The following is a 25,186-nucleotide window of genomic DNA, read 5'->3' as shown; positions in this document are numbered from 1 at the left end:
GCCTCCTCGCGAATGTGACTCACCTATTCACATCCTGTCTAGCTGAATAGTCCTAGTCAACAGGTGAGGTCCGCGTCTCTCCGGGAAGGCCTTCCGGCACCACACCCACGGGGAGGCCCCATGTCCGCACCGCAGTCGGCGACCTCGTCCGGTGAGCCCGCGCTCAAGCGGGCCATCGGCCCCAAGCTGCTCATCCTGTTCGTCATCGGCGACATCCTCGGCACCGGCATCTACGCCACGACCGGCAAGGTCGCGGGCAAGGTGGGCGGAGCCCTCTGGCTGCCGTTCCTCATCGGGTTCCTGGTCGCGATCCTCACGGCGGCCTCGTACGTCGAACTCGTCGGCAAGTACCCGAAGGCCGCCGGGGCGGCGCTCTACACCCAGAAGGCGTTCAAGGTCCCGTTCCTGACCTTCGTCGTCGCCTTCATGGTCATGTGCTCCGGCCTGTCCTCCGCCAGCGCGGCGGCCCGCGCCTTCGGCGGCGACTACCTCGGCGAGTTCACGCACGCCCTGCCGCCCACCCTGGTGGCGATCCTGTTCATCCTCGCCCTCGCCGCCGTCAACCTGCGGGGCGTCGCCGAGTCGGTGAAGGCGAACGTCGTACTGACCCTCGTCGAGCTCAGCGGACTGGTGGTGATCCTCTCCATCGGCGCGTACGCCGTCCTGTCCGGGGGCGGCGAGCCCTCCCGGCTCACCGAGCTGGAGACGGGCGGCACCGGCTACGCGCTGCTCACCGGCGTGCTCGGGGCGACGGCGCTCGGCTTCTTCGCCTTCGTCGGCTTCGAGGACTCGGTGAACATGGCGGAGGAGACCCACGATCCGGCCCGCACCTTCCCGCGCGCCATCTTCATCGGCGTCGCGGTGACCGGCACCATCTACGTGCTGGTCGCCCTGGTCTCCTCCCTGCTGGTGGACTCCCGGACCCTGGAGGGGTCGAGCGGTCCGCTGCTGGAGGTGGTGAAGGCGGGCGGCGTCGACTTCCCGCCGAAGCTCTTCGCGCTGATCGCCCTGTTCGCGGTCACCAACTCGGCCCTGATCAACATCATGATGGCCTCGCGCCTCTGCTACGGCATGGCCAACGAGCGCATCCTGCCCCGCGCGATGGGCCGTGTCCTGGCCAAGCGGCGCACGCCGTGGGTGGGCATCGTCTTCGTGACCGTCCTCGCCGTCGGCCTCGTGTCGACCGGGGAGATCGAGGGCCTCGGCGACACCACCTCGTTCCTGCTCCTGTGCGTGTTCGCCGTGGTCAACATCGCCGTACTGGTGCTGCGCAAGGACCGGGTGGAGCACCGCCACTTCCGGGCGCCGACGGCGCTCCCCGTACTGGGGGCGATCACCTCCCTGATCCTGGCCAGCCCCCTGGCCGACCGGGCGGCGGACGTCTACATCCGCGCCGGGATCCTCCTGCTGATCGGAATCGGCCTCTGGGTGGTCAACAAGGTGGTGATGTCCGCCCGCGAAGAGGCCTGACGACGGACATCCGCAGTCGGATTCCGCACCACGACGGACAGCCGGTCGGACGAGTTCCGACCGGCTGCCGCGCGTCCACCTGGGCTCCTTTACACCGCCGTTCGCATGTACCAATGGAAAATGCCAGAACTCCCACAGGGCACACACACGTTGCGTAGCCTCTCCATCACACCCGTACACCGCGTCGGGAGGGGAGTTCGCGTTGCCCGGAATCGACGAGTGCCTGATCGAAGTCATGAGACTGCCCGGTGCCCGTGGTGCCGCGGTCGTCGACTGGACCAGTGGTCTGGCGCTCGGCACGATCGGTGAGTCGCCCAACGGCGACCACGAGGCCACGGCCGCCGAGACGGCGGAGGTGGCCAGGATGGCCGCGGAACAACCGGTGTTCGCGCAGGCCGCCCTGTCCGCGGGGCCGCCGGCACCCGCGGTCGAGGACGTCATCGTCACCACGGCACCCGGCTATCACATCCTCCGTTTCGTCGAGACGGCCTTCGACAGCAGCGTCTTCCTCCACCTGTGGCTGGACCGCGCCGAGGGCAACCTCGCCCTGGCCCGCATACGGCTCGGCGAGATCGTCGACCGGCTGGTCCTGGCATGAGTCCCACCGCCACCGCCGGCCCCGGCACCACCGAACTGTCCGCGCCCTCCCCGATGCTGCAGCGGCTCGCGGCGGAGCGCGCAACCGGCGCACTGATGCGCGACCGCGGGACCCTGTATCTCGCCGACGGCCAGGTCGTCCACGCGGAGAGCCCGGCGACACCCGGAATCGACGTCCTGCTCACCACCGGCGGAGCCCTGCGTTCCGAAGGCTGGTGGGACGCGGTCGCCCAGGCCGGCGCGGGGCAGCGGGTCGGCCGCTATCTGGTGGACAGCGGGCGGATCCCCGGCGGGGCGCTCGAACTCTGCCACCTGGGAGCGCTGTACGACGCGGCCTTCTTCGCGCTGGCCCCCACCAACAGCCCGGCCCGCTTCCGTTACGGCGTCTCCCACTGGATCGGCCCGGTCCGCCCCGTGCCCGTGCACGCCGTGCAGCGCGAGACGCTCAGGCGCCGGGAGTTACTGGACCGCATCTGGCCGGACGCGCTGACCGACAGCGCCCCCCTCACCCTCACCGCACACCACGTGGACGCGTCCGTCCCACCACGCCAGCGCCGTGTCCTGGCCCTGGTGGACGGCGAGCGCACGGCCACCGACATCGCCCGGGAACTGGGCCGGTCGGCCTTCCACATCCTGGTCGATCTGCGCCGGCTCGCGGCCGCCGGACTGGTCGAGGCCGTCCGTCCGGCCCTGCCCGCATCCGCCGCCGAGCCCGGCCGCCCCACGCTGCCCGAGGTGACGACAGACCCCGACGTCGCCCTGCTGCGCCGCCTCAGAGACGCATTGGAGGCCCTGTGATACGCGCGCTCAGACAGCGTGCCGGGAGGAGACAGCTGATGGTGCCCGAGGCCGAAGTGAAGGATGTCCTCGACGAGCTCCAGCGGTTACGCGCCCGGGTCCCGCTCCTGACGGGAGGGCTGGCCGCCAGCACCGACGGCCTGATCGTCGCCCACGACACCCCGGGGATCGAGGCCGAGGGGGTCGCCGCACTGACCGCCGCCGCTCTCGGAGTCTCGATCCGGATGGCCGACGCCACCGGCCGCGGCGGGTTCCGGGAGCTCCTGATCCGCGGCACCAGCGGCTACATCGCCACATACGCGGCGGGCTCCTCCGCCGTGCTGACGCTGCTCGCCGACGACCGCATCAACGTGGGGCGGCTCCATCTGGAGGGCCGCAGGGCGGGCGCGCGGATCGGCGAAGTGGTGGACGCGGCGCAGGAGCGCGCCGACGCCCCCGTACCGCCTCCGCGTCCGGCGCAGCGGACCCTGCCGCGCCGCACCACCACTCCGGACCCCACATGACACCCGGACACGCACACACGCACTCACGCACACCGAGTCGACGGACCGGCCGCCCGGCCGGCCATTGAAAGGAAACGGACATCATGGCCAACACCGAAACGGCACTGAAGGAAGCGATGTCGTCGATCGAGGGGGCCACCGGCGTCGCTCTCGTCGACCACACCAGCGGCATGGCGCTGGGCACCCTGGGCGGCGGCAAGGACTTCAATCTCGACGTGGCCGCCGCGGGGAACACCGACGTGGTCCGGGCCAAGCTGCGGACGATGGAGCACCTCGGGATCAAGGACGAGATCGAGGACATCCTGATCACCCTGGGCACCCAGTACCACCTGATCCGCCTGCTCAAGGCGCGCGGAGGCAACGGTCTCTTCCTCTACCTGGTGCTGGACGGCAGCCGGGCCAACCTGGCGATGGCCCGGCACCAGCTGCGGCAGATCGAGGCGACGCTGGAGGTCTGAACCAGCCCTCTCACCGGCGGTGACGCCGCGCCCCACCGGGTGCGGCGTCCCCCGCCATGGGCCCGGTCGTCCGGTAGCCCTCGACCCGCCTGCCCGCGGGCCGTCCGCCCTCCACCCGGTCGGTGCGCACCCAGTACAGGACGTCCTCGCTCCGCTCGCGCCGCCCGATCCTGGCGGCCTTCAGCCACAGGCCCGCACCCGCGCCGGCCAGCAGCAGCCCGCCCGCGCCCGGCAGTACGTACGCACCGGCGACCGCGGCCAGGAACGCGCCCAGCAGCCACCAGCGGTGGGTGCGCCGCCAGTTCCGCACGGTCACGTCCCGGTCCTGGAGGAAGTCGCCCCGCCCCGCCCGCGTCGCTCCCCGGGCGAGCTCCGCGTAGCGCCCGTTCCGGGTGAACGCCACGAGGGCCAGGGCGATCAGGAAGAGCGCGGCGCCGGCCGTCAGCCCGATCCGCCGCCCGGCGAGTCCGGGGACGAACGCCCCGACGGCCGCCGCGAGCAGGCCCGGCCACCACAGCGGCGCGGCCCCGGCCCGTACGATCACGGCCACCCTCGCCAACGACTGCGCTCCCCGTCCCACGTCCGCACCTCATTCCCGCGGCTCCCTGCGAGCCTTCCGGTGGCGGAGGTTAACGGGCGCGGATGAGCGGTTTCTGAGAACGGCAGGGGCCCTCCCGACGGGACGGCTTCAGTCGAGGAACAGCCCCCGCGCGGCGGCCCTCGCGTCGAACTCCTCCAGCCGGGCCTGTGCCTCGGGCAGCCCGTCGCACATGGCCTCCAGGAGCGCCCGGCCCAGCAGCATCGGGGCGCAGGCGGTGTCGAAGGCGAGCCCCGTCCCCACGGCCGCCGGGATCAGCAGATCGCTGTGGGCGGCGACCGGGGCGAACGCCGAGTCGGCGACGGTCACCGTGGTCAGCCCCTGTTCCCGGGCGTACGCGAGGGCGTCGACCACCTCCCGCGGGTGCCTCGGCAGCGCGAAGCAGATCAGCGCGCTCGCACCCGCGCGCCTGGCGGCGTCGACGCGGTCGTACAGCATGCTTCCGCCCTCGTCGAGGACCCGTACGTCGGGGTGGACCTTCGCGGCGAAGTACCCGAACCCGCGGGCCTGCGAGGAAGCGGCCCGCAGGCCCAGCACCGGCAGCGGCCGGGACTCGGCGAGCAGCCTCCCCGCCCGCTCGACGGGGGCGGGGTCGGCCAGCAGCCCGGAAAGCTGCCGCAGGTTCTCGATCTCGGCCAGCACCGCCTGCTGGTACTCGTTGAGGGTCTCCCCCGTGTCCTCCCCGCCCGCGTCCCCGGCCGGTGCGACCTCCCTGAGGTGCCTGCGCAGGGCGGGGTATCCGTCGAAGCCGAGCGCCACGGCGAAGCGGGTGACGGAGGGCTGGCTGACGCCGGCCAGCTCGGCGAGCTCCACACTCGACAGGAAGGGGGCGTCGGCGGCCTCGCGGACCATGGAGTGCGCGATGCGCCGCTGGGTGGGAGTGAGCCGCCGCCCCTCGAAGAGCCGCTGCAACCGCGCGGCCGGGCTGCTCCCGCTCATGGTGTCCCCTCCAGATCTCCACCGCACCGCTCCGGCGCCGGAGAATCCATTCAGCCAGCAAGCGGTCTGCATGTCCATATACAGCCCGGGGACCGGACACGCCCGCGTACGCCGTGGCCCGTCCGGCCGCTCGCATTGCGGGACCGGCCGGCCCTGCCGAACCTGGGGTCATGATCCCAGCCAACACCAGAGGGCCCGGCGGCACCGTCGTCCGCTACGGGGACTCCGACGCCGCCCGTGTGCTGAGCGTCTACGCCGATCTGCGCTGCCCGTTCTGCAAGCGCATGGAACTGGGCCTCGGGGCCGTGATGGAGCAGGCCGCGGACGAGGGGAGCTTCGCGATCGACCACCATTTCGGCACCTTCATCGACGCCTCGGCCGGGGGCAGCGGCTCCCTGGAGGCCCTGGCCGTGCTGGGAGCGGCGGCGGACGAGGGGCAGAAGCCGTTCCTGCACCTTCTGCGGGCCCTGTACGCCGATCAGCCCAGCGAGGAGGTGGACGCCTTCTCGGACCGCGCCAACCTGCTGAGGCTGGCCGATGAGGTCGAGGCGCTGCACACCGACGCCTTCCGGCAGAAGGTCTCGGAGCGCACCTACCTGCCGTGGGCGGCGCAGGTGTCCGCGGCCTTCGAGGAGAGCGGCGTCCGTTCCACCCCCACGGTCCTGCTGGACGGTGTCCCGGTCCCCGTCATCAACCCGATGGGGTACGCGGTCACGCCCGAGGCGTTCCTCGCGGAGGTCGCCCCCCGGTGAGCCGCCTCGCGGGCCGGCCTGTCCCGTGACCGGACGGCTCGTGACGCCGCGGTCAGAACACGACACGGGCGGCGGTCAGCGCCTTCCGTGCGGCGGGTTCGCCCTCCACGTCCAGACTCCCGCGCACCCGCCGCCCCGAGAGATGGCGGGCGAAGTCGAGCGCGTCGGCCCGGAGGGTGGCGGCCGGGTCCCCGGTGCCCAGCAGATGCCGTCCGCCCAGGGGGCCGTGGAGGTCGATCTCCACGGCCGGTCCGGTCCAGGCCAGTGCCAGGTCGAGCACCGCCTGGGCGACGATCTCCCGGTCGTGCCCGTCGAGCACCGGCTCGGTGCCGGTGGCGTCGGCCAGGTCCACCCGGTGCATCCAGGTGTCCCGCGTGATGAGGACGTTGCCGAGGTAGTCCACCGAGTCGTCGGGCAGGGCCTTGGCCTCCGGGTAGAGCACGCTCAGCCGGATCCGCCGCCGTACGGCCGCCGGTATGCGCCGCAGCGCGACGAGGCCCTGGGGTGCGAAGTGGGCGAGGGCGCCGATCAGCTCGCGCCCCGGTACGGCGCGGCGGTCCTCGATCTGCGCCTCGTTGTGTCCGTCCAGTCTGCCGAGGTGCGGATGACTGCGAGCGGCCCCGCGGATGCGGCGGACGGCGACCCAGGGGCGCGGCAGCTCCTCGTACTGGCCGACGGTGTGGGCGAGCATGTCCCTGACCGTCCAGCCTGTGCAGGGCGTCGGACGCCGCCAGTCCTCGTCCGCGAGTTCACGGTATGTGGAGAGCGTGGCCCGTAGCTCGGCCTCGTTGACCAGCCGGGCTCTCGTGCCGGTGGTGCGGGGTATGGCCCGGGCGGACGGTGTGATGGTGGCCATGGGCTCGCCTCCCTCTCCCGGCATCCACGCTACGCCGACAGGCGGGCGTCCGCCGCGCCCGGCGGACCGGCCCCGGAACTGGGGGGCTAGCCCCACTGTCCCGGGCCTCCCGGATTCGTACCGTGGGTGCATGGACGCCCGTGATCCGGAGCTCAGGCGAGAGCTCGACGCCACCCTGCAGGCCCGCCGTGAGCTGGGGCCCGACTACGACTCCGCCCTGATCGACTCGTTCCTGGAACGTGTCGAGGAGCGGCTGGCCGGCCCGCACGGACAGCGGTTGCGGCGGAGCGCCGCGGAGCGGCGGACGGCGGAGGCGCGTGGGACCGCGCGGCCGGCGGGGCCGGGCTTCGGGGAGCGGTTCGGTTTTGGTGCCGTGTCGCTGGTCCTGGCGATCCCGCTGTCCGCGATCGGCGTCGCCAACGCGGGGATCGAAGGGCTCGTGGTGGCCTGGCTGGGCATCGTCGGTGTGAACGCGGTGCACGCGGCACGCGGATGGCCGTGGGGCCGGGACAGGCGGCGGTCCGCATCCTCCGGCTGGGACGGCTGAGGGCGGGCGCGGCACGCCGGCCGGGAGAGCCGAGGCCGTCAGCTGAGGGCGACCGCGATACGTGGCGGGCGCACGAGTAGTCGCGGGGACCGCCGCACCCCCGTTGCCGGGGGGCGGGACGACGGCGGTCCCCGCGAGGGACGCGGTCCCGGGTCAGGGCCGGGTGTCGCGTCCGGGCGACGGTGGAGGTCCGGGAGCCGCTCCGTAGTCCGTGTCGCCGTCTCGGGTGCCGGCGGGTTTCCCTGCCGACACCCATCACTCTGCCGGAGCCGTGTTAAGCCGGTGCTGCGGCGACGTGTCGCGCTCGTACCTTTTTCGCGACGTACGGAAACGCGCCGCCCGCGCGGACGGCCGGAGTCGCGGGCAACCCGGACGGGTGCCCGGGCCGCGCCGCCGTCCGGGCGCACCCCGCCCCGGGAACGGCACCCGCGGCCGGGCACGGCCTACGCCTTGGAGACCGCGTCCTTCGCCAAGAAGGCCAGCAGGTCCTGCCTGCTCACGACACCCTTCGGCTTGCCCTCGACGAGGACGATCGCCGCGTCGGCGCCGTCGGTGCCGCTGAGCACCGCCATCAGGTCCTCGACCGGCTCGCCCGAGCCGACCTGCGGCAGCGGGGCCGACATGTGCTTCTCCAGGGGGTCCGACAGCGTCGCCCGCTGGGTGAACAGCGCGTCCAGGAGCTGCCGCTCCACCACCGAGCCGATCACCTCCGCGGCCATGACGTCCGGGTGTCCCGCTCCCGGCTTCACGATGGGCATCTGCGAGACGCCGTACTCCCGGAGCACGTCGATGGCCTCGCCGACCGTCTCCTCGGGGTGCATGTGGACGAGTGAGGGCAGCGGGCCCTCCTTGAAGTCGAGCACCGCGCCGACCCGGGCGGACGGACCGCTGTCCTCGAGGAAGCCGTAGTCCGCCATCCACTCGTCGTTGAAGATCTTGCTCATGTATCCGCGGCCGCTGTCCGGCAGCAGGACGACCACCACGTCGTCGGGGCCGAGGCGCGAGGCCACCTCCAGGGCCGCGACGACCGCCATGCCGCAGGAGCCGCCGACGAGCAGGCCCTCCTCCTTGGCGAGACGCCGGGTCATCTGGAAGGAGTCCTTGTCGGAGACCGCGACGATCTCGTCCGTGACCGTACGGTCGTAGGCGCTGGGCCAGAAGTCCTCGCCGACGCCTTCCACCAGGTAGGGGCGTCCCGAGCCGCCCGAGTACACGGACCCCTCCGGGTCGGCGCCGACGACCCGCACACGGTTCCCGCTGATCTCCTTCAGGTAGCGGCCGGTGCCGGTGATCGTCCCGCCCGTGCCGACACCGGCGACGAAGTGGGTGATCCGCCCGTCCGTCTGCTCCCAGAGTTCGGGGCCCGTGGTCTCGTAGTGCGAGCGCGGGTTGTTGGGGTTGGAGTACTGGTCGGGCTTCCAGGCCCCCGGGGTCTCACGGACCAGACGGTCGGAGACGTTGTAGTAGGAGTCCGGGTGCTCCGGGTCCACCGCGGTGGGGCAGACGACGACCTCGGCGCCGTACGCCCGCAGGACGTTGATCTTGTCCGTGGACACCTTGTCCGGGCACACGAAGATGCACTTGTAGCCCTTCTGCTGGGCGACGATCGCGAGACCCACACCGGTGTTGCCGCTGGTGGGCTCGACGATCGTGCCGCCGGGCTTCAGCTCACCGCTCTGTTCCGCGGCCTCGATCATGCGCAGCGCGATGCGGTCCTTCACCGAACCGCCGGGGTTGAAGTACTCGACCTTGGCCAGGACCGTCGCCTGGATGCCTGCCGACACATTGCGCAGCCTGACCAGCGGGGTGTTGCCGACAAGACCGATCATCGAATCGTGGAATTGCACCGTGTACTCCGGGATCTCCGTGATGGTCCGCCAAGAGTATGCGTACGGGCAGGAGATCGGGCGAAGCGATTGAGCTACGCCCCCCACGGGGCAGGTAGTGCTGTGAACGGCTGTACGGCACGGAGGAGGTGGACCGGACTGTGTCGAGGGCGAGGGTGGCACGGCGGATCGCGGCGGGTGCGGCCTACGGCGGCGGCAGCGTCGGACTGATCGGCGCCGCGACGGTGGGGCTGGTACTGGCCGAGGTCCAGCTGGCGAAGCGGCTGGTGGGCGGCGGCAAGGCTCCCGTCCCGCCGAGTGCGGACGGACGGTACGGGGTGGCTTTCGCCGGCCCCGCGGACCCCTTGCGTTTCGTCCTGCTGGGCGATTCGACGGCCGCCGGCCAGGGGGTGCGCAGAGCCGGTCAGACGCCTGGGGCGCTCCTGGCGTCGGGGCTTGCGGCGGTGGCGGAACGCCCGGTGGATTTCCGGAACGTGGCCTTGCCGGGGGCGCGGTCGGACGACCTGGAGCGCCAGGTCTCCCTGGTGCTGGCGGACCCGTCCGGCCCTCCGGACCTGTGCGCGATCATGATCGGCGCGAACGACGTGACCCACCGGATGCCGGCCACCCAGTCGGTGCGCTGCCTGAGCACGGCCGTACGGAGACTGCGCACGGCGGGAGCCGAGGTGGTCGTGGGCACCTGCCCCGACCTGGGCACGATCGAGCCCGTCTACCAGCCGCTGCGGTGGCTGGCCCGGCGGGTGAGCCGGCAGCTGGCCGCCGCGCAGACGATCGGCGCGGTGGAACAGGGCGGGCGGACGGTCTCGCTGGGCGACCTGCTCGGACCCGAGTTCGAGGCGAACCCGCGCGAGCTCTTCGGACCGGACAACTACCACCCCTCGGCCGAGGGTTACGCGACCGCCTCGATGGCGATGCTGCCGACGCTCTGCGCCGCGCTCGGCCTGTGGCCGGAGTCCGACCACCTGGACGGCTCACGCCGCGAGGGCATGCTGCCGGTAGCCAAGGCCGCCTCCCGCGCCGCACGGGAGGCGGGCACCGAGGTGACGGGAGCGCGGGCGCCCTGGGCCCTGCTCAAGCACCGCAGGCGCCGCCGTCTTCCCGCCCACACCGAACCGGTGCCGCACGAGGGCACCGGGACGGAGTCCGGCCACGGACCGCTGCCCGGACACGGATCGGGCGCGACCTGGCGGCGGGCCTGAGGGCGGCGCCTCCCGCACGAGGCGGGTACCCCCGGGACGAGTGACTGGCAGGGGGCGCCCGCGACGAGCGACGAGCAGGGTGCGCCCCGGGACGAGCGACGAGCAGGGCGCACCCCGGGAGGAACACGCGGGGGTGCGCCCGGGAGAGGGCCGCGGCGGTCCGGCGCCGGGGGAACAATGCGGGCGACTGAGCGGTTGCTTAGAAAAGAGGTCCGCATCACATCACCTGTTGGGTGACCTCAGCTATACGTCCGGGTAACTTCCAAGGCAGCCCAGCCTTTCCTGCCTTCCAGCCCTCATGGAGCCGCGTGATGCCCGAAGCCGTGATCGTCTCTGCTGCCCGTTCGCCCATCGGCCGGGCCTTCAAGGGGTCCCTCAAGGATCTGCGCGCGGACGACCTGACCGCGACCATCATCCAGACCGCGCTGGCCAAGGTCCCCGAGCTCGACCCGAGGGACATCGACGACCTGATGCTCGGCTGCGGCCTCCCCGGCGGCGAGCAGGGCAACAACCTGGGCCGCATCATCGCCGTGCAGATGGGGATGGACCACCTCCCCGGCTGCACGGTCACCCGCTACTGCTCCTCCTCGCTGCAGACCAGCCGCATGGCGCTGCACGCCATCAAGGCGGGCGAGGGCGACGTCTTCATCTCCGCCGGCGTCGAGACGGTGTCCCGCTTCGTCAAGGGCAACTCCGACAGCCTGCCGGACACCCGCAACCCGCTCTTCGCCGAGGCGGAGGCCCGTACGGCCGCGCGTGCCGAGCAGGAGGGCACGAGCTGGTCCGACCCGCGCGAGGAGGGCCTCGTCCCGGACGCGTACATCGCGATGGGGCAGACCGCCGAGAACCTGGCGCGGATCAAGGGTGTCACCCGCCAGGACATGGACGAGTTCGGCGTCCGTTCGCAGAACCTCGCCGAGGAAGCCCTCAAGAACGGTTTCTGGGAGCGGGAGATCACCCCCGTGACCACGCCGGACGGCACGGTCGTCGCCAAGGACGACGGCCCTCGCGCGGGCGTGACCATGGAGGGCGTGCAGGGCCTGAAGCCGGTGTTCCGCCCCGACGGTCTCGTCACGGCGGCCAACTGCTGCCCGCTCAACGACGGCGCCGCCGCCCTCGTGATCATGTCGGACACCAAGGCGCGTGAGCTGGGCCTGACCCCGCTGGCCCGCATCGTGTCGACCGGCGTCTCCGGTCTCTCCCCCGAGATCATGGGCTACGGCCCGGTCGAGGCCAGCAAGCAGGCCCTGAAGCGCGCCGGGCTGACCATCGACGACATCGACCTGGCCGAGATCAACGAGGCCTTCGCCGCCCAGGTCATCCCCTCGTACCGCGACCTGGGCCTGCCGCTGGACAAGGTCAACGTCAACGGCGGCGCCATCGCCGTCGGCCACCCCTTCGGCATGACCGGCGCCCGCATCACCGGCACGCTGATCAACAGCCTGCAGTTCCACGACAAGCAGTTCGGCCTGGAGACGATGTGCGTCGGCGGCGGCCAGGGCATGGCCATGGTCATCGAGCGGCTGAGCTGAGCCGCAGCGGAGGGTAGAGGGCGTCCGACGCAGGAGGGCGCCATCTGCCCGCAGCGCAGGCGAGGCTCAGCGCGACCACAAGGGGTGTGCGGCTGAGCTGAGCCGCAGCGGAGGGTAGAGGGCGTCCGACGCAGGAGGGCGCCATTCCCCCAGCCTTCGGCCGGGGGCACCCCCAGCCCGCAGCGCAGGCGAGGCTCAGCGCGACCACGAGGGGTGTGCGGCTGAGCTGAGCCGCTGCTCAGCGGGCTGCCGAACCGGCCTGAGCCCCGATCGTGACCGAATCTCCCCCAGGATGTGATCTACGTCCCGGGGGAGAGTCGTTCCTGCAGGTCACATCAGCCACAGGGCCAAACATCGGGCACAAAGACCTGTCCATTTCGTGACGTAATGCACTGACAGCAGGCGCCCGTACAGGACAAGCTGATGTAGGAAGTCGGGGGTGTCGATCGAAACCGGGAGTATGTCAGTGAGCGCCATGCCGTTTGCCCTGTTGCTGACCACCGCCGCTGCCACGGCTGTCGGCGCCGCCGCTGTGCACGCCGCTCACGGGTTGCGCAAGCAGGTCACCGCCCTGCGCGCGGAGCTGGCCGAGGGCCGGCGGGTCGACGCCTCGGTGCCTCAGCAGCAGAACCGGAGCGCGGGCACACCCGCCGAGGAGATACGCGCGGCCGTCGCCGACGCGCTCGCCGAGGAGCGCGAGCGCGAGCTCGCCGAAGCCCGCGCCTTCTGGGCCGCGCAGGAGGCGCGCGACGCCGCCGACGCACCCTCGCTGCTGGGCGGTTTCGGCGAGGACGTGCCGTTCTTCATGCCCAGGCAGAGCGACTTCGCGGGCCTGGAGGCGATGGACCTGGAGGCCGGTGACGCACTCGACGAGCTGGTGGAGCTGGCAGGGCTCACCGACCGGCCGGAGGCCGAGGCCACGGATTACGCCGAGTACGCCGACGACTCCCCCGAGCTGGCCGCGGCGCGCCGCCGTCACCCCTCGCACCCGGACTTCGTCCCCGTGCAGACACCGGTCGTCACCGACCACGAGCGCACCGTGAACCGGCTGGAGCGGCTCGCCGACACGGCCACGGAGCTGACGGACGTCCGCCCGGGCCCGCTGGGCACGCTCGACGTGTACGTCTTCGCCGACGGCACGACCCTGTGCATGACGCCCGGCCACCGGGAGACGGCGGAACGCCTCGCGGACTCGCTGCGCTCGGGCCGGCAGCCGGTACTGCTGGGCGGTTCCGGGGTGTCCGGTGCCTACGCGCTGACCTTCTCGTGCGGCGAGGAGAACGTCTACATCCTCGCCGACCGCGTCATCGCCTCGTTCTGACGCCACGGCGCCCCGACCGGGCTCGGGGCATCCCCGCGGCGCACGCCGAGCACCGGGCGGCCGGCCCCGGCTGCTAGGGACCGGTCGCGAACACCCTCGCAGCCGCCTCGTCGACACATCGCACGGCCTCGTCCAGCTCCTGGGACGAGGCCGTTTCCAGTGCGACGGCCAGGTCCCGGCCCGCCACCGCGAACTGGTCGCCGACGGCGAACATCCCGGCGTCCGGCATGATCCTCAGCTCGGCGCCGGGCTCCTCGGCGCGCTGGGCCCGCGCGGACAGTTCCCTGGCCGCGGCCAGGGCCTCGGCGGCCACGCCACGCTGGAGCCGGCTCTGCGGGGTGCTCCGCAGCCGGTCGGCGATTCGGTCCACGGCGGTGATCAAGGGAGTCGTATCGAGCACGCCGTGACCCTACGCGCCCCCGCACGACGGTTGCCAAACGCGCCGCCGCTCGGGCACGGTGCCGGGAAGGTCCAGCAACGTGTACCGCGTCGGAGGCGCCGATGTCTCAAGTCTTCTCCGAAGAAACCCGTCGCAACCTGCTGTCCCGGACCCCCCAGTGCACCGGCCGCGACATCGCCGACTGGCTCCGCACCGTCGACGACGGCCCCTCGCTCCTCCGCTTCGAGGAGAAGGTGAGCTGGCTGAGGGGCGAGCACGACCTCACCTACGGCCACGCCAAGGCGATCATCCACGAGCACGATCTGAGGCGGGCCGCGAGAAGGCTCGGCTGAGCCGTCACGCCCCCACCCGATACGACGGAACGGCCCGCAGGCGGTGCCTGCGGGCCGTTCCGTCGTCGGGCTACGGGGTCAGTCGTCCCCGTTGAGGATGGAGAGCAGACGCAGCATCTCCAGGTAGATCCACACCAGGGTCAGGGTGAGGCCGAAGGCCGCAAGCCAGGACTCCTCGCGCGGTGCGCCGTAGGCGATGCCGTCCTCGACCTGCTTGAAGTCCAGGGCGAGGAAGCACGCGCCGAGGATGATGCCGATGACTCCGAAGAGGATGCCGAGCCCGCCGCTGCGGAAGCCGAGGCCGTCACCGCCACCGAAGACGCTGAACAGCAGGTTGACCATCATCAGGAGCACGAAGCCCATGGCCGCGGCCATCACGAAGCCGTAGAAACGGCGGGTGACGCGGATCCAGCGCATCTTGTACGCGATGAGGACACCGGCGAAGACACACATGGTGCCCATGACCGCCTGCATCACCGTGCCGGGGCTGATGTAGGTGCTGACCGTGCTGGAGATCACCCCGAGGAAGACACCCTCGAAGGCCGCGTAGGCCAGGATCAGCGCGGGCGAGGCCTTGCGCTTGAAGGACTGGATGATCGCGAAGACGAACGCCACCAGGGCGGCGCCGACTCCGATGCCGTACGACTTGCCGAGATTGGCCTCGTCGACGGGCAGCAGGGCCCAGGAGAGCGCGGCGGTGAGCACCACGGTGCCCAGCGTCATCGCCGTACGCGTGACGACGTCGTCGATCGTCATCGCGCCGGAGCGCGCGGGCGCCTGCGGGGCGCCGTACTGGGTGTCCTGCTGGGCGTAGGGGTTCGTGGCGTACGGGTTGGCGGCGGTGCCCTGCGCGTACGGGTTGGCACCCGTGGCGGGGGCCCCGGCCTGCGGCGCCGCGTTGAAGCCCGCGTAGCCGTTGTCGCGGCTGAACCCCCGTCGCGAGAAGACCGGGTTGCTGCTCCTCATTTCACTCCTCCATGGCCACCGTGCGTGGCCTTGCGTCAAGAGTAATGGGTAGGCAAAAGAATCACCCTAGTGCCAGAGGAGGATCTTTCAGGGATCGCGCCCCGGCAGGCTCCTCCTTCCCCCGCGCGACCAGCCGGAATCAGGAGGAGCGGCACACGGGCCGGTCCGTGCGGCGCGCCGCCGGTCAGGTCGCACCCGGCGCGGGCCGAAGGGGTCCGGGAGGGTGCATTCGCCCGCGAGGCCACCGGGCGTCCACGTTCACGGAGAGTGAGCGTACGGACCCGCTCCGCTTCGGGGGCGGAACCCGCCGTCACCCCGCCGGCCGTCCGGAATCCCTCGCGCCCGGCCTCACCGCGAGCCGTCCCCCGGTGCACTCACCGGCCTGGTCGGGGTCCTGGGACCCGAGCGGTGAGTGCCCGGAGCCGGACTCGAACCGGCACGCCCCCGAGGAGGCAGCGAGGTTTAAGCTCGCCGTGTCTGCATTCCACCACCCGGGCGTGGGCGCGCGGCTCCGCGTCTGGCACAAGACCCTATCGGGGGGCATCCCTCGAACAGCGGAACATTCGCTCGATGTTGTCTTATTTTATCGATCTCGTGATGGTCCGTCAGACAACTCCCGTCGCATCAGCACACGCCCGCCCCGGAGGGCGGGAACGAAAGCGGCAAAGGGGAATGACGGAAACTCGCCGCACCCGTACGGCCTCAAGCGCCAGGGGTCGCGCCACCGTCCGCCAGGGGGCGCGCCACCTCATCCTCGGGCCAGGTCGTTGACGCACCGGAGCACCGGCCGCGCCCCCAGCGCGCCGGGGTCGTCCAGCACCGCGCCGGTGACGTGGAAGACCGCGCTCTCGCCGGGCAGCAGGGTGACGAGCATGTCGTCGACCTCGGCCGCCGGATCGAGGCGGTCCGGGAAGAGCGCGACGTCACGCAGCAGGGTCCCGGCCGTCACGGTGACCAGGTACCCGCCACCGGATCCGTCACCCTGTGTCACGGCCGTCTCGTACCGGGCGGGCTCCAGTGCGACCCGGGTGTCCTCCGCGTAGAACTCGACCCTTCGCAGATCTCCGAGCTCCGCCACCAGCACCTCGCGGGCCGGATCGTCCGGCACGGCGACGGACGGTGGCAGCGGCACACGGGTGACGTCCCGGGCGCCGGTGCCGACCTCGACGCACTCCTCGGCGAGGACGTCGCCGCCCAGGGTGCGCCTGGTCAGTCGCAGGGTGCCCTCCCAGCGGTCCGGGGAGTCGTTGACCAGGTGCAGCGCTCCGTCCCGTACGGTCATCAGCCGGTCCGCGTACACCGAGCGCAGCGCGTACCAGAGGGGCTTGCGGCGGCCGTCTCCGTCCACGGCCGCCCAGGACACCACGGGCCAGCAGTCGTTCAGCTGCCACACGATCGAGCCCATGCAGTACGGGGTGTGCGAGCGGAAGTGCCGGATGCCGAAGGCGACCGCGCGGGCCTGGTTCAGCTGGGTGGCCCAGTGCCAGTCGTCGAACGATCCGGGCTGCGGGAGGTGGTCGCCGAGGCCCCGGAGCAGTTTCGCGTCGCCGTCCTCGGCCTTCTGGTGGTGGGCGAGCAGCGGACTGCCCGGTTCCAGCGGCCCGCTCACCGCCCGGCGCAGGGTGGCGTACGCGGGCGGGCCCTGGAAGCCGAACTCCGCCACGAAGCGGTGGGCGGTGTCGGCGTAGTGGAGGTGGTCGACCCGGTTCCACACGTCCCAGAGGTGGACCGTGCCCCGCGCGGGGTCCTGCGGGGGAAGGTCCGGGGAACCGGAGTAGGGCGAGCCCGGCCAGTAGGGGCGCGAGGGGTCGAGTTCGGCGCAGAGGGCGGGCAGCAGTCCGTGGTAGTAGCCGGCGCCCCAGGTGCGGCCCTCCAGCTTCTCCTGCCAGCCCCAGTCTGCGTGGCCCTCCAGGTTCTCGTTGTTGCCGCACCACAGGACCAGCGAGGGGTGCGGGGAGAGCCGCACGAGGTTCTCGCGGACCTCGGCCTCGACCTCGTCGTACAGCGGCTGCTCCTCCGGGTAGGCGGCGCAGGCGAAGGGGAAGTCCTGCCAGACGAGCAGGCCCTTCTCGTCGCAGAGCTCGTAGAAGTCGTCGCTCTCGTAGAGGCCGCCGCCCCAGACGCGGATCAGGTTGACGCCGGCGGCGATCGCCTGGTCGAGACGGTCGGAGATCCGCCGCCGGGTCAGGCGGGCGGGGAAGCAGTCGTCGGGGATCCAGTTCACCCCGCGGACGAAGACCGGCTCACCGTTGACGGAGATCCGGAACGCCTCGCGCTCCAGCCCGGCGCCCCGGAAGCCGGTCCGGACCTTCCTGACGTCCTCGCCGAGGCGCAGGGTGACGTCGTACAGCGGCTGCTCGCCGTGGCTGTGCGGCCACCACGGCTCCGCGTCGGGCACGGACAGGACGACGGAGACGCGCCGCTCGCCGGGGTCCGTGACGAACACGGCGCTCGCGCCGAGCACCTCGACCGAACCCGTCGGTCCGCCGGTGCCGTCGTGGTCCACCTCCAGGGTGACGGAGAGGCGCGGCACCCCGTCCGGGCCGAGGTCGCCGAGGACCTTGGCCCCGCCGATGCGCGGCCCGGTCCAGGACTCCAGGGCGACCGGCCGCCAGATGCCCGAGGTGACCAGGGTCGGCCCCCAGTCCCAGCCGAAGTTGCAGGCCATCTTGCGGATGAAGGCGTACGGCTCGGTGTACGCACCGGGCCGGTCGCCGAGCTTGTCGCGCAGCGCCTCCGCGTAGGTGTAGGGCGCGGTGAAGCGGACGGCGAGGGTGTTGGAGCCCTCCCGCAGCAGGTGCCGGACGGGGAAGCGGTGGCTCCGGTGCTGGTTGGCGGCGGCCCCGGCCTCGGTGCCGTTCAGCAGGACCGTGGCGACGGTGTCGAGGCCGTCGAAGCACAGGTCGGTGGAGGTGTGCGCGTCGGCGGACCACTCGAAGGTGGTGCGGTACGTCCAGTCCGTGCGGCCGATCCAGCCGAGCCGTGTCTCGTTGTCGTCGAGGTAGGGGTCGTCGATCAGCCCGGCGGCCAGCAGGTCGGTGTGGACGCAGCCGGGAACGGTCGCCGGGAGGCCGCCCTCCGGCAGGCGGACCGGTACGGGCCCCTCGGCGGTGAGCGTCCAGCCGTCGTGCAGGGGCGTCAGGTGGCGAGAGGTCACGCGGGGGTCCTTCCGCAGTCGGGGAGTCCGGCGCAGGCGACGAAGTGGTCCGGCTCGGTCTCGTACAGGCCGGTGCCGGGGGCGCCGCCCCGGTGGTACGCGCACTCCTCCACCGGCTCGGCGGACGTCCAGGGCTGGTTCAGCCGGGGCACCGCGGCCAGCAGGGTGCGGGTGTAGGGGTGGAGCGGGTTGCCGAAGACCTTCTGGGTGTCGCCCCGTTCGACGACACGGCCGTCGCGCAGGACGACCGTCCTCTCGGCGAGGTAGGTGCCGAGGGAGAGGTCGTGGGTGATGTAGAGGACGCCGAGCCCGCGTTCCTTGAGACCGGCGAGGAGGTTGAGCACGTCGATGCGGGTGGACGCGTCGAGCATGCTGGTGATCTCGTCGGCGACCAGGAAGCGCAGGTCGAGGAGGAGCGCGCGGGCGATGAGCAGGCGTTGCAGCTGTCCCCCGCTGAGCTGGTGCGGGTAGCGGCCGAGCACCTGCCCGGGGTCCAGGCGTACGTCCCGTACGGCCTTCTCCACGCGGTCGGCCCACTCCCTGTCGGACACGCCCGGGTGGTAGGCGCGGCGGACGAGGGTGAAGACGCGGTCGGCCTTGAAGACGGGGTTGTAGCAGCTGAAGGGGTCCTGGAAGACGCCCTGCACGCGGCGGTAGAAGTCCTTGCCGGGGCGTACCCGTTCGCCGTCCAGGGTGAGGCTGCCGGAGCTGACCTCGGTGAGGCCCAGGACCATGCGCCCGATGGTGGACTTGCCGCTGCCGCTCTCGCCGATGAGCGAGACGAGTTCGCCGGGGGCCGCCTCGAAGGAGACCCGGTCGACGGCGGTGGTGGATCCGCCGCCGAAGGCGCCGGCCCGGAAGGTCTTGGTGACGTTGTCGAGCGTGAGCATCAGGCCGCCTTCCAGCATGCGACGGTGTGGCGGGGGGCGATCTCGACCACGGGCGGCTCCTGCTCGCACCGGGTGTCGGCGACCGGGCAGCGGTCCCGGAAGCGGCAGCCCGCGGGAGGGTTCAGCAGGGAGGGCGGGGAGCCCTCGATGCCACTGAGCGGCTTGTCCTCGTAGCGGGCGCCGACCTGGGGCAGCGAGCCGATCAGCATCTTCGTGTACGGATGACGGGGCTCGGTCGTCAGCGCCTTGGTGGGGGCCTTCTCGGCGAGCTTGCCCGCGTACATCACCATGATCGAGTCGGCGATGTGCGAGGTCAGCCCGAGGTCGTGGGTCACGAAGATCATGCTGTTGACGAGCCCCTTGTCACGGAGCCCGGTGAGGGCGCCCACGACGGCCTGCTGGTTGGAGACGTCGAGCGCCGAGGTGACCTCGTCGGCGACGAGGACGGAGGGGTCGAGCAGGGTGGAGATCACCATCACGGTGCGCTGCTTCATCCCGCCGGACAGTTCGATGGGGTAGCGGTCCAGGACGCCGCGTTCGAGTCCCACCAGGGCGAGGCGGCGGTGGAGTTCGTCCGTGTCCACGGTGACCCCGCGTGAGGCGAGGAGTTCGCGGATCATGCGGCCGATGCGCCGCGTCGGGTTGAGCGCGCTCATCGAGTACTGCGGGACGAGTGAGATCCGGTGGAAGCGGTAGGCGTTCATCGCGCGGTCGTCGGAGAGCGGCAGTTCCTCGCCGTCCAGCGTCACCGTGCCGCCCACGTGCCTCATCCGGCCGTCCAGCCGGATCAGGGACTTGCCGAGGGTGGTCTTGCCGCAGCCGGACTCGCCCGCCAGTCCGAGGATCTCGCCGTCGGCCAGGTCGAAGCCGACGCCGTCCAGGGCGCGGACCTCGCCGCGCAGCGTGCGGTAGTGGACCCGCAGGTCGTTGACCGTCAGCGTCATGGGATCAGGACTCCCTCAGCTTGGGGTTGAAGACCTCGTCGAGGCCGACGTTGGCGACGTAGAGCGCGCCGACGATCGCGGTGATCCCGGCACCGGGCGGGAGGAACCACCACCACATGCCGAGCTGGAGCGCGCTCCACTGCTGGGCGCTCTGCAGCATCAGGCCGAGCGAGACGCCCTCGGTCGGCCCGAGCCCGATGAAGTCCAGCGAGGAGGCGATGAGGATGGAACCGCCGAAGAGCAGGATGAACGTCATGAAGAGGTAGGAGCTCATGTTGGGCGCGATCTCCCGGAAGACGATCCGCCAGGTGCTGCTCCCGCTGAGCCGGGCCAGGTCCACGAACTCGCGGGTGCGCAGCGAGAACGTCTGCGCGCGGATGGCCCGGGCCGCCCAGGGCCAGGAGGTCAGCCCGATGAACAGGCCCTGCACGGCGACGCTCCGCACCCCCATGTACGCGTTGATGATCAGCAGGACCGCGAGTGCGGGGATCACCAGGACCACGTTGGTGAGCATGTTCAGGACCTCGTCGACGACTCCGCCCCGGTAGCCGGCGAGGAAGCCGACCAGCATGGCGATGACGGCGGCGATGGCGCCGCCGACGGCCCCCACCAGGAAGGTGGCGCGCAGCCCGTGCACGAACTGCGCGTACACGTCCTGTCCGAAGGTGGTGGTGCCCATCCAGTACGTGCCGTCGGGCGCTGATGCCTGCGGGCCCACGTATTCGTTGGGGTTGCCGTTGTCCAGCAGCATCGGGCCGAAGACGCCGACGGCGAGCAGGACGGCGACCACGCCCACCCCGATGATCAGCTTGGGGTTGCGGACCGCGTAGTGCAGCGACTCCTTGCCGGGCTTGGCGACGGGCGTCTCGGCCGAGGGCGCCTCCGGGGCCGGTTCGGGCAGTGTGCTCATGACGTGCCTCCTGCCATGCCCGTACGGGTGCGGGGGTCGACGACGACGTACACGACGTCGATGAGGAAGTTGGCGATCAGTACGCCGATGACGATGAAGAGGAAGGCGCCCTGCAGCAGGAAGAAGTCCTGGTTCTGGATCGCGGCCAGGATGAGCGATCCGAGCCCCGGATAGGCGAAGACGATCTCCGTGACCAGCGCTCCGGCGACGAGCACGCCCAGTTGGAGGGCGAGCCCCGTCACCTGGGGCAGCACGGCGTTGCGGAAGGCGTAGCGGCGGATGAGCCGCTGGGGTGCGCCGAGGGCCGAGAGGTAGGAGGAGTAGTCGGACTCCAGCTCGTAGATGATCATGTTGCGCATGCCGATGGCCCAGCCGCCCAGCGCGACGAGGAAGAGCGAGAGGAACGGCAGCACCCAGTGGTGCAGCGCGTCCAGCGCGAACGCCGCGCTCATGCCGGGCTGGGTGTCGAGGCTGTATCCCCCGGATATGGGGAACCAGCCGGCCTTGGCTCCCAGCGCCCAGGCGAGGATCACGGCGATCCACATGTAGGGCATCGCGGTCAGCAGATACCCGGCGGGCAGCACGGTGTTGTCGAGGACCTTGCGGCGGGCGGACAGGGCGCCGATCCAGTTGCCCACGAACCAGCTGAGCAGGATGGCCGGGATCATCAGGCCGAGGGTGTACGGGAGGGCGTCCAGCAGGACGTCTCCGACGGGTGTGGGGAAGACGAAGACGGAGATCCCGAAGTCCCCCTGGAACAGCGCGCCCCAGAAGTGGAGGTACTGCTGCCACAGCGGCTCGTCGAAGCCGAAGAGGTTGTTGTAGTACGTGCGCATGGCCTCGGCTGCCTCGGGCTGCGAGACCCGGGCGCGGGCGACCATGGCGGAGACCGGGTCGCCCGGCATGAAGCGCGGGATCATCCAGTTGACGGTGACGGCGACGACGAACGTCAGCGCGTAGACGAGTAGTTTGCGGGCGAAGTAGCGGCGCAAGGGTGCTCCCCTGGTGGAGAGCCCCGCCGTGCGCGCGCGGTCAGGTGGGCGCGCACGGCGGGGCGGTCATGGAGTCGGTGACGTCACCGGGCGGGCTTCAGCTGGGTGAGCGTCTCGAAGCCGCCCATCTCCAGCCAGTTGCGCCAGAGCGCGGGCGCGGACTTGGGGGCGCCGTCGGCGTCCGACGGCCAGTTCTTCCACGCCCCGGTGGTGGCCTGCGACCAGAGGCCGTTGTACCAGAGGGGGATGATGGGCATCTCGGTCAGCTGGATGTCCTGGATCTTCGAGACCGCCGCCTTCATGCCGGCCGTGTCGTCGGTCTTCACCCCGCCGAGCTCCTGGACCAGCTTCCAGGCCTCCTCGTTCTCGTACCGTCCGAAGTTGACGGTGTTCTGCTGCTTCTGGACCGGCAGCTGGAAGACGTAGTCGTAGTACGTCCATGGGGTGTTGGACAGCTGGCGCTCGTTGTTGATGACCAGGTCGAAGTCGCCCTTGCCGCGCTGCTCGTTGAGCGCGTTCTGGTCGGGGAACTCCGTGGAGACCTTGATGCCCGCCTCCTTGGCGCCGGCGGCGATGACCTTGGCCGCCTCCATCCAGTCCGTCCAGCCGGAGGGCACCGCCAGCTTCAGGCTCAGGGCCGATCCGTCCTTGTTCTCGACGAAGCCGTCGCCGTCCTTGTCCTCGAAGCCGGCATCCGCGAGCTCCTTCTTCGCCGCGGCGACGTCGTGCGTGAAGCCCTTCTCCGCGATGAGCGCCTTGTCCTCGTACTGCTCCCACTGGGGCAGCAGACCGGTCGGGGAGGCCGGCTTGACCAGGTCGCCGTAGACCCCCTTCACGATCTTCGCGGTGTCGACGGAGGCCGCGAGCGCCCGGCGGAAGGCGGCGTCGTCCATCGGCTTCTTCGTCGTGTTGGGCACCAGCCAGGCGGTGTTGGCCGAGAGCATGTAGGGCGCCTTGTCGTAGTACGACACCACCTTCTTGCTCTTGATCAGCGAGGAGGCTCCCGGCAGGAAGTTGTTGCTGAGGTCCAGCTGGCCCTGGCCGAGCTGGCCGATGACCACCTCGTTGCTCGGGTTGGAGACGTCGACGATGTAGCGGGGGGCGGGCGTCATGCCGAGCGCCTTCGTGCCCCACCAGTCGTCACGGCGTTCCCAGACCACGCGGTCCTGGGACTTGCTCTTCAGCTTGTACGCCCCGCTGCCGACCGGCTTGTCGTTGACGCCGTTGAGTACGTCCTCGTCGCTGCGCGAGCCCCACACGTGCTCCGGGACGACCGGCTGGCCGTAGAGGGTGTAGTCCCACTCCTGGTAGCGGGCCTCCTTGAAGGTGAAGCGGACGGTGGTGTCGTCCACGGCCTCGGCGCCGGAGAGCCAGCTCCACAGGGAGTGGAAGGAGGACGCCTCGATCTTGCCGAGGCCGTAGGAGTACGCCACGTCCTTCGCGGTGAGCGGCTTGCCGTCGGCCCAGGTGATGCCCTGGCGCAGCTTCACCTCGTACGTCTTGTCACCGGTCCAGCTGCCCGACTCGGCGAGCCAGGGCGTGAGCTTGCCCTCGTTCGGATCGAAGTGGAACAGCGTCTCGTAGACCAGGCCCTTGGTGCCGGTCGCGTGGTCCCAGTTGCGCAGCGGGTTGTAGTTGGCCGGCGGCCCCCACTGGGTGCCGGTCGTGTAGAGCGTCTCGTTGCGCGGCAGCGAGCCGCCCTTGCCCACCGGACCACCGGTGCCACCCGCGCCCGTGCCGCCGCCCCCCGTGCAGGCGGTGGCGGCGAGCGTGAACACGGCGAGCGCGGTGGTGACACGCAGCCGGGTACGCGTACCCATAACCCCTCCTTCTCCCCCGCCGTCCCTGCGAGCGGAGTTACTGAACCGGGTAAGTGCGGCGAAGGTATGGGCACCCCAGGGCGCTGTCAAGGGAGCGGGAGCGCTCCCAACCGAGTTTTCTCAAGGACCTTTCGGAGAGGTCTGGACCGCCCGGAGGAAGACAGAGGTCAGGGTGGTGCGGCTAGGATGCATCACGAAAAGGAACCGGTTAAGCGAGGTCGCATGCCCAGACAGCGCCCCACCATCGCCGACATCGCGCGTCGCGCGGGGGTCTCGAAGGTCGCGGTGTCGTACGCCCTGAACGACCGCCCGGGCGTCTCCCCGGCGACCCGCGCCTCCATCAAGGCCATCGCCGAGGAGATCGGCTGGCGCCCCAACAGCGCCGCCCGTGCCCTGACCCGGGCGCGGGCCGACACGGTGGGACTCGCCCTCTCGCGGCCGGCCAGGATGCTCGGCACCGAGCCCTTCTTCATGGAGCTGATCAGCGGCATCGAGACCGAGCTGTCCGCCCGTGGCCGCGCCCTGCTCCTCCAGGTCGTCGCCGACCCCGCGGAGGAGCTGGAGGTGTACCGGAGGTGGTGGGGAGAGGGCCGGGTGGACGGGGTGTTCCTCGCCGATCTGCGCTGCCCCGACCCGAGGATCGAGGGCGTCGTCGAGCTGGGCCTGCCGGCGGTCGCGATCGGCCACCCCTCCGCCGCCGGGGCGCTCACCCCCGTCTGGTCGGACGACTCGGCGGCACTGCGCGACACCCTGACGTATCTGAGCGCGCTCGGCCATCGCTCGATCGCCCGGGTCGCCGGGCTGCCCGAGCTGGCCCACACCCGGCTGCGCGACCGCGCGCAGCGCGAGATCAGCGCCGAACTCGGTCTGGACGAGCCGGTGGTGGTGCACACCGACTACTCCGGCGACGAGGGCGCGCACGCCACCCGGCGGCTGATCAGCTCCGCCGCGCGGCCCACCGCCGTCATCTACGACAACGACATCATGGCCGTGGCGGGCCTGTCCGTCGCCCAGGAGATGGGACTGGACGTGCCGGCCGACCTCTCGCTCGTCGCGTGGGACGACTCCCAGCTCTCCCGGGTGGTCCGGCCCTCTCTGACGGCACTGAGCAGGGACATCCCCGCGTACGGCTCCCACGCGGCCCGCACCCTGCTCGCCATGGTGACCGACGGATCGGCCCCCGGGTTCGAGGACACCGCCGCCCGCCTGGTGCCCCGCGGCTCCACGGCCGCGCCGCGCACCGGAGCTCAGGGTTCCTCTCCTACCTCAGGACTACGGACCCGCCCCGCGGGTGCGACTCAAGGGGGCCCCGGAAACGGGCTCGGGGGGTGACGTCCGGGCGCCGTACGGGAGCGACG

Annotated in this window: 24 protein-coding genes and 1 tRNA gene; 12 read left to right on the top strand and 13 right to left on the bottom strand. The window is 71.4% G+C overall.

Translation table 11 applies throughout. The features are described from left to right. Window positions 1–120: 120 nt before the first annotated feature. The 5 genes from ACFXOA_RS16095 (at window position 121) to ACFXOA_RS16075 (ending at window position 3,826) form a co-directional block, all read left to right on the top strand. Window positions 121–1,470: an APC family permease gene (locus ACFXOA_RS16095; protein ID WP_385027765.1), complete on the top strand. Its 1,350-nt coding sequence runs from the start codon at window positions 121–123 to the stop codon at window positions 1,468–1,470. 202 nt (window positions 1,471–1,672) lie between these two features. Further along, window positions 1,673–2,068 (top strand): hypothetical protein, encoded by a 396-nt coding sequence (locus ACFXOA_RS16090; RefSeq protein WP_362540679.1) that lies wholly within the window; start codon window positions 1,673–1,675, stop codon window positions 2,066–2,068. Further along, window positions 2,065–2,865, top strand: a complete 801-nt coding sequence (locus tag ACFXOA_RS16085) for a winged helix-turn-helix domain-containing protein (protein ID WP_385027762.1) — start codon at window positions 2,065–2,067, stop codon at window positions 2,863–2,865. Before ACFXOA_RS16090 ends, ACFXOA_RS16085 begins: the two co-directional genes overlap by 4 nt. 38 nt (window positions 2,866–2,903) lie before the next feature. Continuing rightward, complete coding sequence (locus ACFXOA_RS16080) at window positions 2,904–3,368, top strand: roadblock/LC7 domain-containing protein (RefSeq protein WP_385027759.1); 465 nt, start codon at window positions 2,904–2,906, stop codon at window positions 3,366–3,368. An 83-nt stretch (window positions 3,369–3,451) separates the two neighbouring features. Further along, window positions 3,452–3,826, top strand: a complete 375-nt coding sequence (locus ACFXOA_RS16075; RefSeq protein WP_385027756.1) for a hypothetical protein — start codon at window positions 3,452–3,454, stop codon at window positions 3,824–3,826. 10 nt (window positions 3,827–3,836) lie between these two features. Here ACFXOA_RS16075 and ACFXOA_RS16070 read toward each other — a convergent pair whose 3' ends face one another. Then, complete coding sequence (locus ACFXOA_RS16070; RefSeq protein ID WP_385027874.1) at window positions 3,837–4,376, bottom strand: hypothetical protein; 540 nt, start codon at window positions 4,374–4,376, stop codon at window positions 3,837–3,839. A gap of 138 nt (window positions 4,377–4,514) precedes the next feature. Next, window positions 4,515–5,363 carry a MurR/RpiR family transcriptional regulator gene (locus ACFXOA_RS16065; protein WP_385027753.1) on the bottom strand — a complete coding sequence of 283 codons (849 nt, stop codon included), beginning with the start codon at window positions 5,361–5,363 and terminating at the stop codon, window positions 4,515–4,517. Between the two features lie 170 nt (window positions 5,364–5,533). Here ACFXOA_RS16065 and ACFXOA_RS16060 point away from each other — a divergent pair, with 170 nt between their 5' ends. Continuing rightward, on the top strand, window positions 5,534–6,115 hold the full coding sequence (locus tag ACFXOA_RS16060) for a thioredoxin domain-containing protein (protein WP_385027750.1): 582 nt from the start codon (window positions 5,534–5,536) through the stop codon (window positions 6,113–6,115). A 52-nt stretch (window positions 6,116–6,167) separates the two neighbouring features. Here the strand turns inward: ACFXOA_RS16060 and ACFXOA_RS16055 are convergent, their stop codons facing one another. Beyond that, window positions 6,168–6,971 carry a maleylpyruvate isomerase family mycothiol-dependent enzyme gene (locus ACFXOA_RS16055; RefSeq protein ID WP_385027747.1) on the bottom strand — a complete coding sequence of 268 codons (804 nt, stop codon included), beginning with the start codon at window positions 6,969–6,971 and terminating at the stop codon, window positions 6,168–6,170. Between the two features lie 130 nt (window positions 6,972–7,101). Between ACFXOA_RS16055 and ACFXOA_RS16050 the strand changes: the two genes are divergently transcribed. After that, the gene (locus ACFXOA_RS16050) at window positions 7,102–7,518 is read left to right on the top strand and encodes a hypothetical protein (protein ID WP_385027744.1); all 417 of its coding nucleotides are present in this window, start codon (window positions 7,102–7,104) and stop codon (window positions 7,516–7,518) included. A 443-nt stretch (window positions 7,519–7,961) separates the two neighbouring features. Here the strand turns inward: ACFXOA_RS16050 and ACFXOA_RS16045 are convergent, their stop codons facing one another. Beyond that, window positions 7,962–9,365, bottom strand: a complete 1,404-nt coding sequence (locus ACFXOA_RS16045) for a cystathionine beta-synthase (protein WP_385027741.1) — start codon at window positions 9,363–9,365, stop codon at window positions 7,962–7,964. Between the two features lie 155 nt (window positions 9,366–9,520). On the opposite strand from ACFXOA_RS16045, the gene ACFXOA_RS16040 reads away from it, so the two are divergent. The 3 genes from ACFXOA_RS16040 to ACFXOA_RS16030 all read left to right on the top strand — a co-directional run bounded on the left by ACFXOA_RS16040 (window position 9,521) and on the right by ACFXOA_RS16030 (window position 13,417). Then, a complete protein-coding gene (locus ACFXOA_RS16040) occupies window positions 9,521–10,564 on the top strand; it encodes an SGNH/GDSL hydrolase family protein (protein WP_385027872.1) in 1,044 nt (347 codons plus the stop codon). Between the two features lie 311 nt (window positions 10,565–10,875). Then, window positions 10,876–12,096 (top strand): acetyl-CoA C-acetyltransferase, encoded by a 1,221-nt coding sequence (locus ACFXOA_RS16035; RefSeq protein WP_385027738.1) that lies wholly within the window; start codon window positions 10,876–10,878, stop codon window positions 12,094–12,096. A gap of 460 nt (window positions 12,097–12,556) precedes the next feature. Next, the gene (locus ACFXOA_RS16030; protein ID WP_385027735.1) at window positions 12,557–13,417 is read left to right on the top strand and encodes a hypothetical protein; all 861 of its coding nucleotides are present in this window, start codon (window positions 12,557–12,559) and stop codon (window positions 13,415–13,417) included. A gap of 73 nt (window positions 13,418–13,490) precedes the next feature. Here the strand turns inward: ACFXOA_RS16030 and ACFXOA_RS16025 are convergent, their stop codons facing one another. Then, window positions 13,491–13,817, bottom strand: a complete 327-nt coding sequence (locus tag ACFXOA_RS16025; protein ID WP_385027733.1) for a hypothetical protein — start codon at window positions 13,815–13,817, stop codon at window positions 13,491–13,493. A 101-nt stretch (window positions 13,818–13,918) separates the two neighbouring features. Here ACFXOA_RS16025 and ACFXOA_RS16020 point away from each other — a divergent pair, with 101 nt between their 5' ends. After that, window positions 13,919–14,149: a DUF4287 domain-containing protein gene (locus tag ACFXOA_RS16020; RefSeq protein ID WP_385027730.1), complete on the top strand. Its 231-nt coding sequence runs from the start codon at window positions 13,919–13,921 to the stop codon at window positions 14,147–14,149. Between the two features lie 78 nt (window positions 14,150–14,227). On the opposite strand, the gene ACFXOA_RS16015 is transcribed toward ACFXOA_RS16020, so the two are convergent. The 8 genes from ACFXOA_RS16015 to ACFXOA_RS15980 all read right to left on the bottom strand — a co-directional run bounded on the left by ACFXOA_RS16015 (window position 14,228) and on the right by ACFXOA_RS15980 (window position 23,828). After that, window positions 14,228–15,115, bottom strand: coding sequence for a Bax inhibitor-1/YccA family protein (locus tag ACFXOA_RS16015; RefSeq protein WP_385027727.1), 888 nt, complete (start codon window positions 15,113–15,115; stop codon window positions 14,228–14,230). 413 nt (window positions 15,116–15,528) lie between these two features. Further along, a tRNA-Leu gene (locus ACFXOA_RS16010) sits at window positions 15,529–15,612 on the bottom strand. A 251-nt stretch (window positions 15,613–15,863) separates the two neighbouring features. Continuing rightward, on the bottom strand, window positions 15,864–18,272 hold the full coding sequence (locus tag ACFXOA_RS16005; RefSeq protein ID WP_385027724.1) for a glycoside hydrolase family 2 protein: 2,409 nt from the start codon (window positions 18,270–18,272) through the stop codon (window positions 15,864–15,866). Beyond that, a complete protein-coding gene (locus ACFXOA_RS16000; protein WP_385027721.1) occupies window positions 18,269–19,162 on the bottom strand; it encodes an ATP-binding cassette domain-containing protein in 894 nt (297 codons plus the stop codon). Before ACFXOA_RS16000 ends, ACFXOA_RS16005 begins: the two co-directional genes overlap by 4 nt. Next, window positions 19,162–20,106 carry an ABC transporter ATP-binding protein gene (locus ACFXOA_RS15995; protein WP_385027718.1) on the bottom strand — a complete coding sequence of 315 codons (945 nt, stop codon included), beginning with the start codon at window positions 20,104–20,106 and terminating at the stop codon, window positions 19,162–19,164. Before ACFXOA_RS15995 ends, ACFXOA_RS16000 begins: the two co-directional genes overlap by 1 nt. A gap of 4 nt (window positions 20,107–20,110) precedes the next feature. Next, entirely contained in the window at window positions 20,111–21,016 is a 906-nt protein-coding gene (locus ACFXOA_RS15990; protein WP_385027715.1) for an ABC transporter permease, read from the bottom strand. After that, a complete protein-coding gene (locus ACFXOA_RS15985; protein WP_385027712.1) occupies window positions 21,013–22,008 on the bottom strand; it encodes an ABC transporter permease in 996 nt (331 codons plus the stop codon). The genes ACFXOA_RS15990 and ACFXOA_RS15985 overlap by 4 nt, the downstream gene beginning before the upstream one ends. An 83-nt stretch (window positions 22,009–22,091) precedes the next feature. After that, window positions 22,092–23,828, bottom strand: a complete 1,737-nt coding sequence (locus tag ACFXOA_RS15980; protein ID WP_385027709.1) for an ABC transporter substrate-binding protein — start codon at window positions 23,826–23,828, stop codon at window positions 22,092–22,094. 222 nt (window positions 23,829–24,050) lie between these two features. On the opposite strand from ACFXOA_RS15980, the gene ACFXOA_RS15975 reads away from it, so the two are divergent. After that, entirely contained in the window at window positions 24,051–25,160 is a 1,110-nt protein-coding gene (locus tag ACFXOA_RS15975; RefSeq protein WP_385027706.1) for a LacI family DNA-binding transcriptional regulator, read from the top strand. Window positions 25,161–25,186: the final 26 nt, after the last annotated feature.

Origin of the sequence: Streptomyces sp. NPDC059166 (assembly GCF_042755185.1) — a bacterium.
In the GTDB taxonomy this organism is placed as follows: domain Bacteria; phylum Actinomycetota; class Actinomycetes; order Streptomycetales; family Streptomycetaceae; genus Streptomyces.
This window is presented reverse-complemented; position numbering and strand designations above follow the sequence as displayed.

What these genes read in the sequence shown, in the direction of transcription:
- ACFXOA_RS16095 (WP_385027765.1), top strand. Translation starts at nt 121, where the DNA reads ATGTCCGCACCGCAGTCGGCGACCTCGTCCGGTGAGCCCGCGCTCAAG.
- ACFXOA_RS16085 (WP_385027762.1), top strand. Translation starts at nt 2,065, where the DNA reads ATGAGTCCCACCGCCACCGCCGGCCCCGGCACCACCGAACTGTCCGCG.
- ACFXOA_RS16080 (WP_385027759.1), top strand. Translation starts at nt 2,904, where the DNA reads ATGGTGCCCGAGGCCGAAGTGAAGGATGTCCTCGACGAGCTCCAGCGG.
- ACFXOA_RS16075 (WP_385027756.1), top strand. Translation starts at nt 3,452, where the DNA reads ATGGCCAACACCGAAACGGCACTGAAGGAAGCGATGTCGTCGATCGAG.
- ACFXOA_RS16065 (WP_385027753.1), bottom strand. Translation starts at nt 5,363, where the DNA reads ATGAGCGGGAGCAGCCCGGCCGCGCGGTTGCAGCGGCTCTTCGAGGGG.
- ACFXOA_RS16060 (WP_385027750.1), top strand. Translation starts at nt 5,534, where the DNA reads ATGATCCCAGCCAACACCAGAGGGCCCGGCGGCACCGTCGTCCGCTAC.
- ACFXOA_RS16055 (WP_385027747.1), bottom strand. Translation starts at nt 6,971, where the DNA reads ATGGCCACCATCACACCGTCCGCCCGGGCCATACCCCGCACCACCGGC.
- ACFXOA_RS16050 (WP_385027744.1), top strand. Translation starts at nt 7,102, where the DNA reads ATGGACGCCCGTGATCCGGAGCTCAGGCGAGAGCTCGACGCCACCCTG.
- ACFXOA_RS16035 (WP_385027738.1), top strand. Translation starts at nt 10,876, where the DNA reads ATGCCCGAAGCCGTGATCGTCTCTGCTGCCCGTTCGCCCATCGGCCGG.
- ACFXOA_RS16030 (WP_385027735.1), top strand. Translation starts at nt 12,557, where the DNA reads ATGTCAGTGAGCGCCATGCCGTTTGCCCTGTTGCTGACCACCGCCGCT.
- ACFXOA_RS16020 (WP_385027730.1), top strand. Translation starts at nt 13,919, where the DNA reads ATGTCTCAAGTCTTCTCCGAAGAAACCCGTCGCAACCTGCTGTCCCGG.
- ACFXOA_RS16015 (WP_385027727.1), bottom strand. Translation starts at nt 15,115, where the DNA reads ATGAGGAGCAGCAACCCGGTCTTCTCGCGACGGGGGTTCAGCCGCGAC.
- ACFXOA_RS16000 (WP_385027721.1), bottom strand. Translation starts at nt 19,162, where the DNA reads ATGCTCACGCTCGACAACGTCACCAAGACCTTCCGGGCCGGCGCCTTC.
- ACFXOA_RS15995 (WP_385027718.1), bottom strand. Translation starts at nt 20,106, where the DNA reads ATGACGCTGACGGTCAACGACCTGCGGGTCCACTACCGCACGCTGCGC.
- ACFXOA_RS15990 (WP_385027715.1), bottom strand. Translation starts at nt 21,016, where the DNA reads ATGAGCACACTGCCCGAACCGGCCCCGGAGGCGCCCTCGGCCGAGACG.
- ACFXOA_RS15980 (WP_385027709.1), bottom strand. Translation starts at nt 23,828, where the DNA reads ATGGGTACGCGTACCCGGCTGCGTGTCACCACCGCGCTCGCCGTGTTC.
- ACFXOA_RS15975 (WP_385027706.1), top strand. Translation starts at nt 24,051, where the DNA reads ATGCCCAGACAGCGCCCCACCATCGCCGACATCGCGCGTCGCGCGGGG.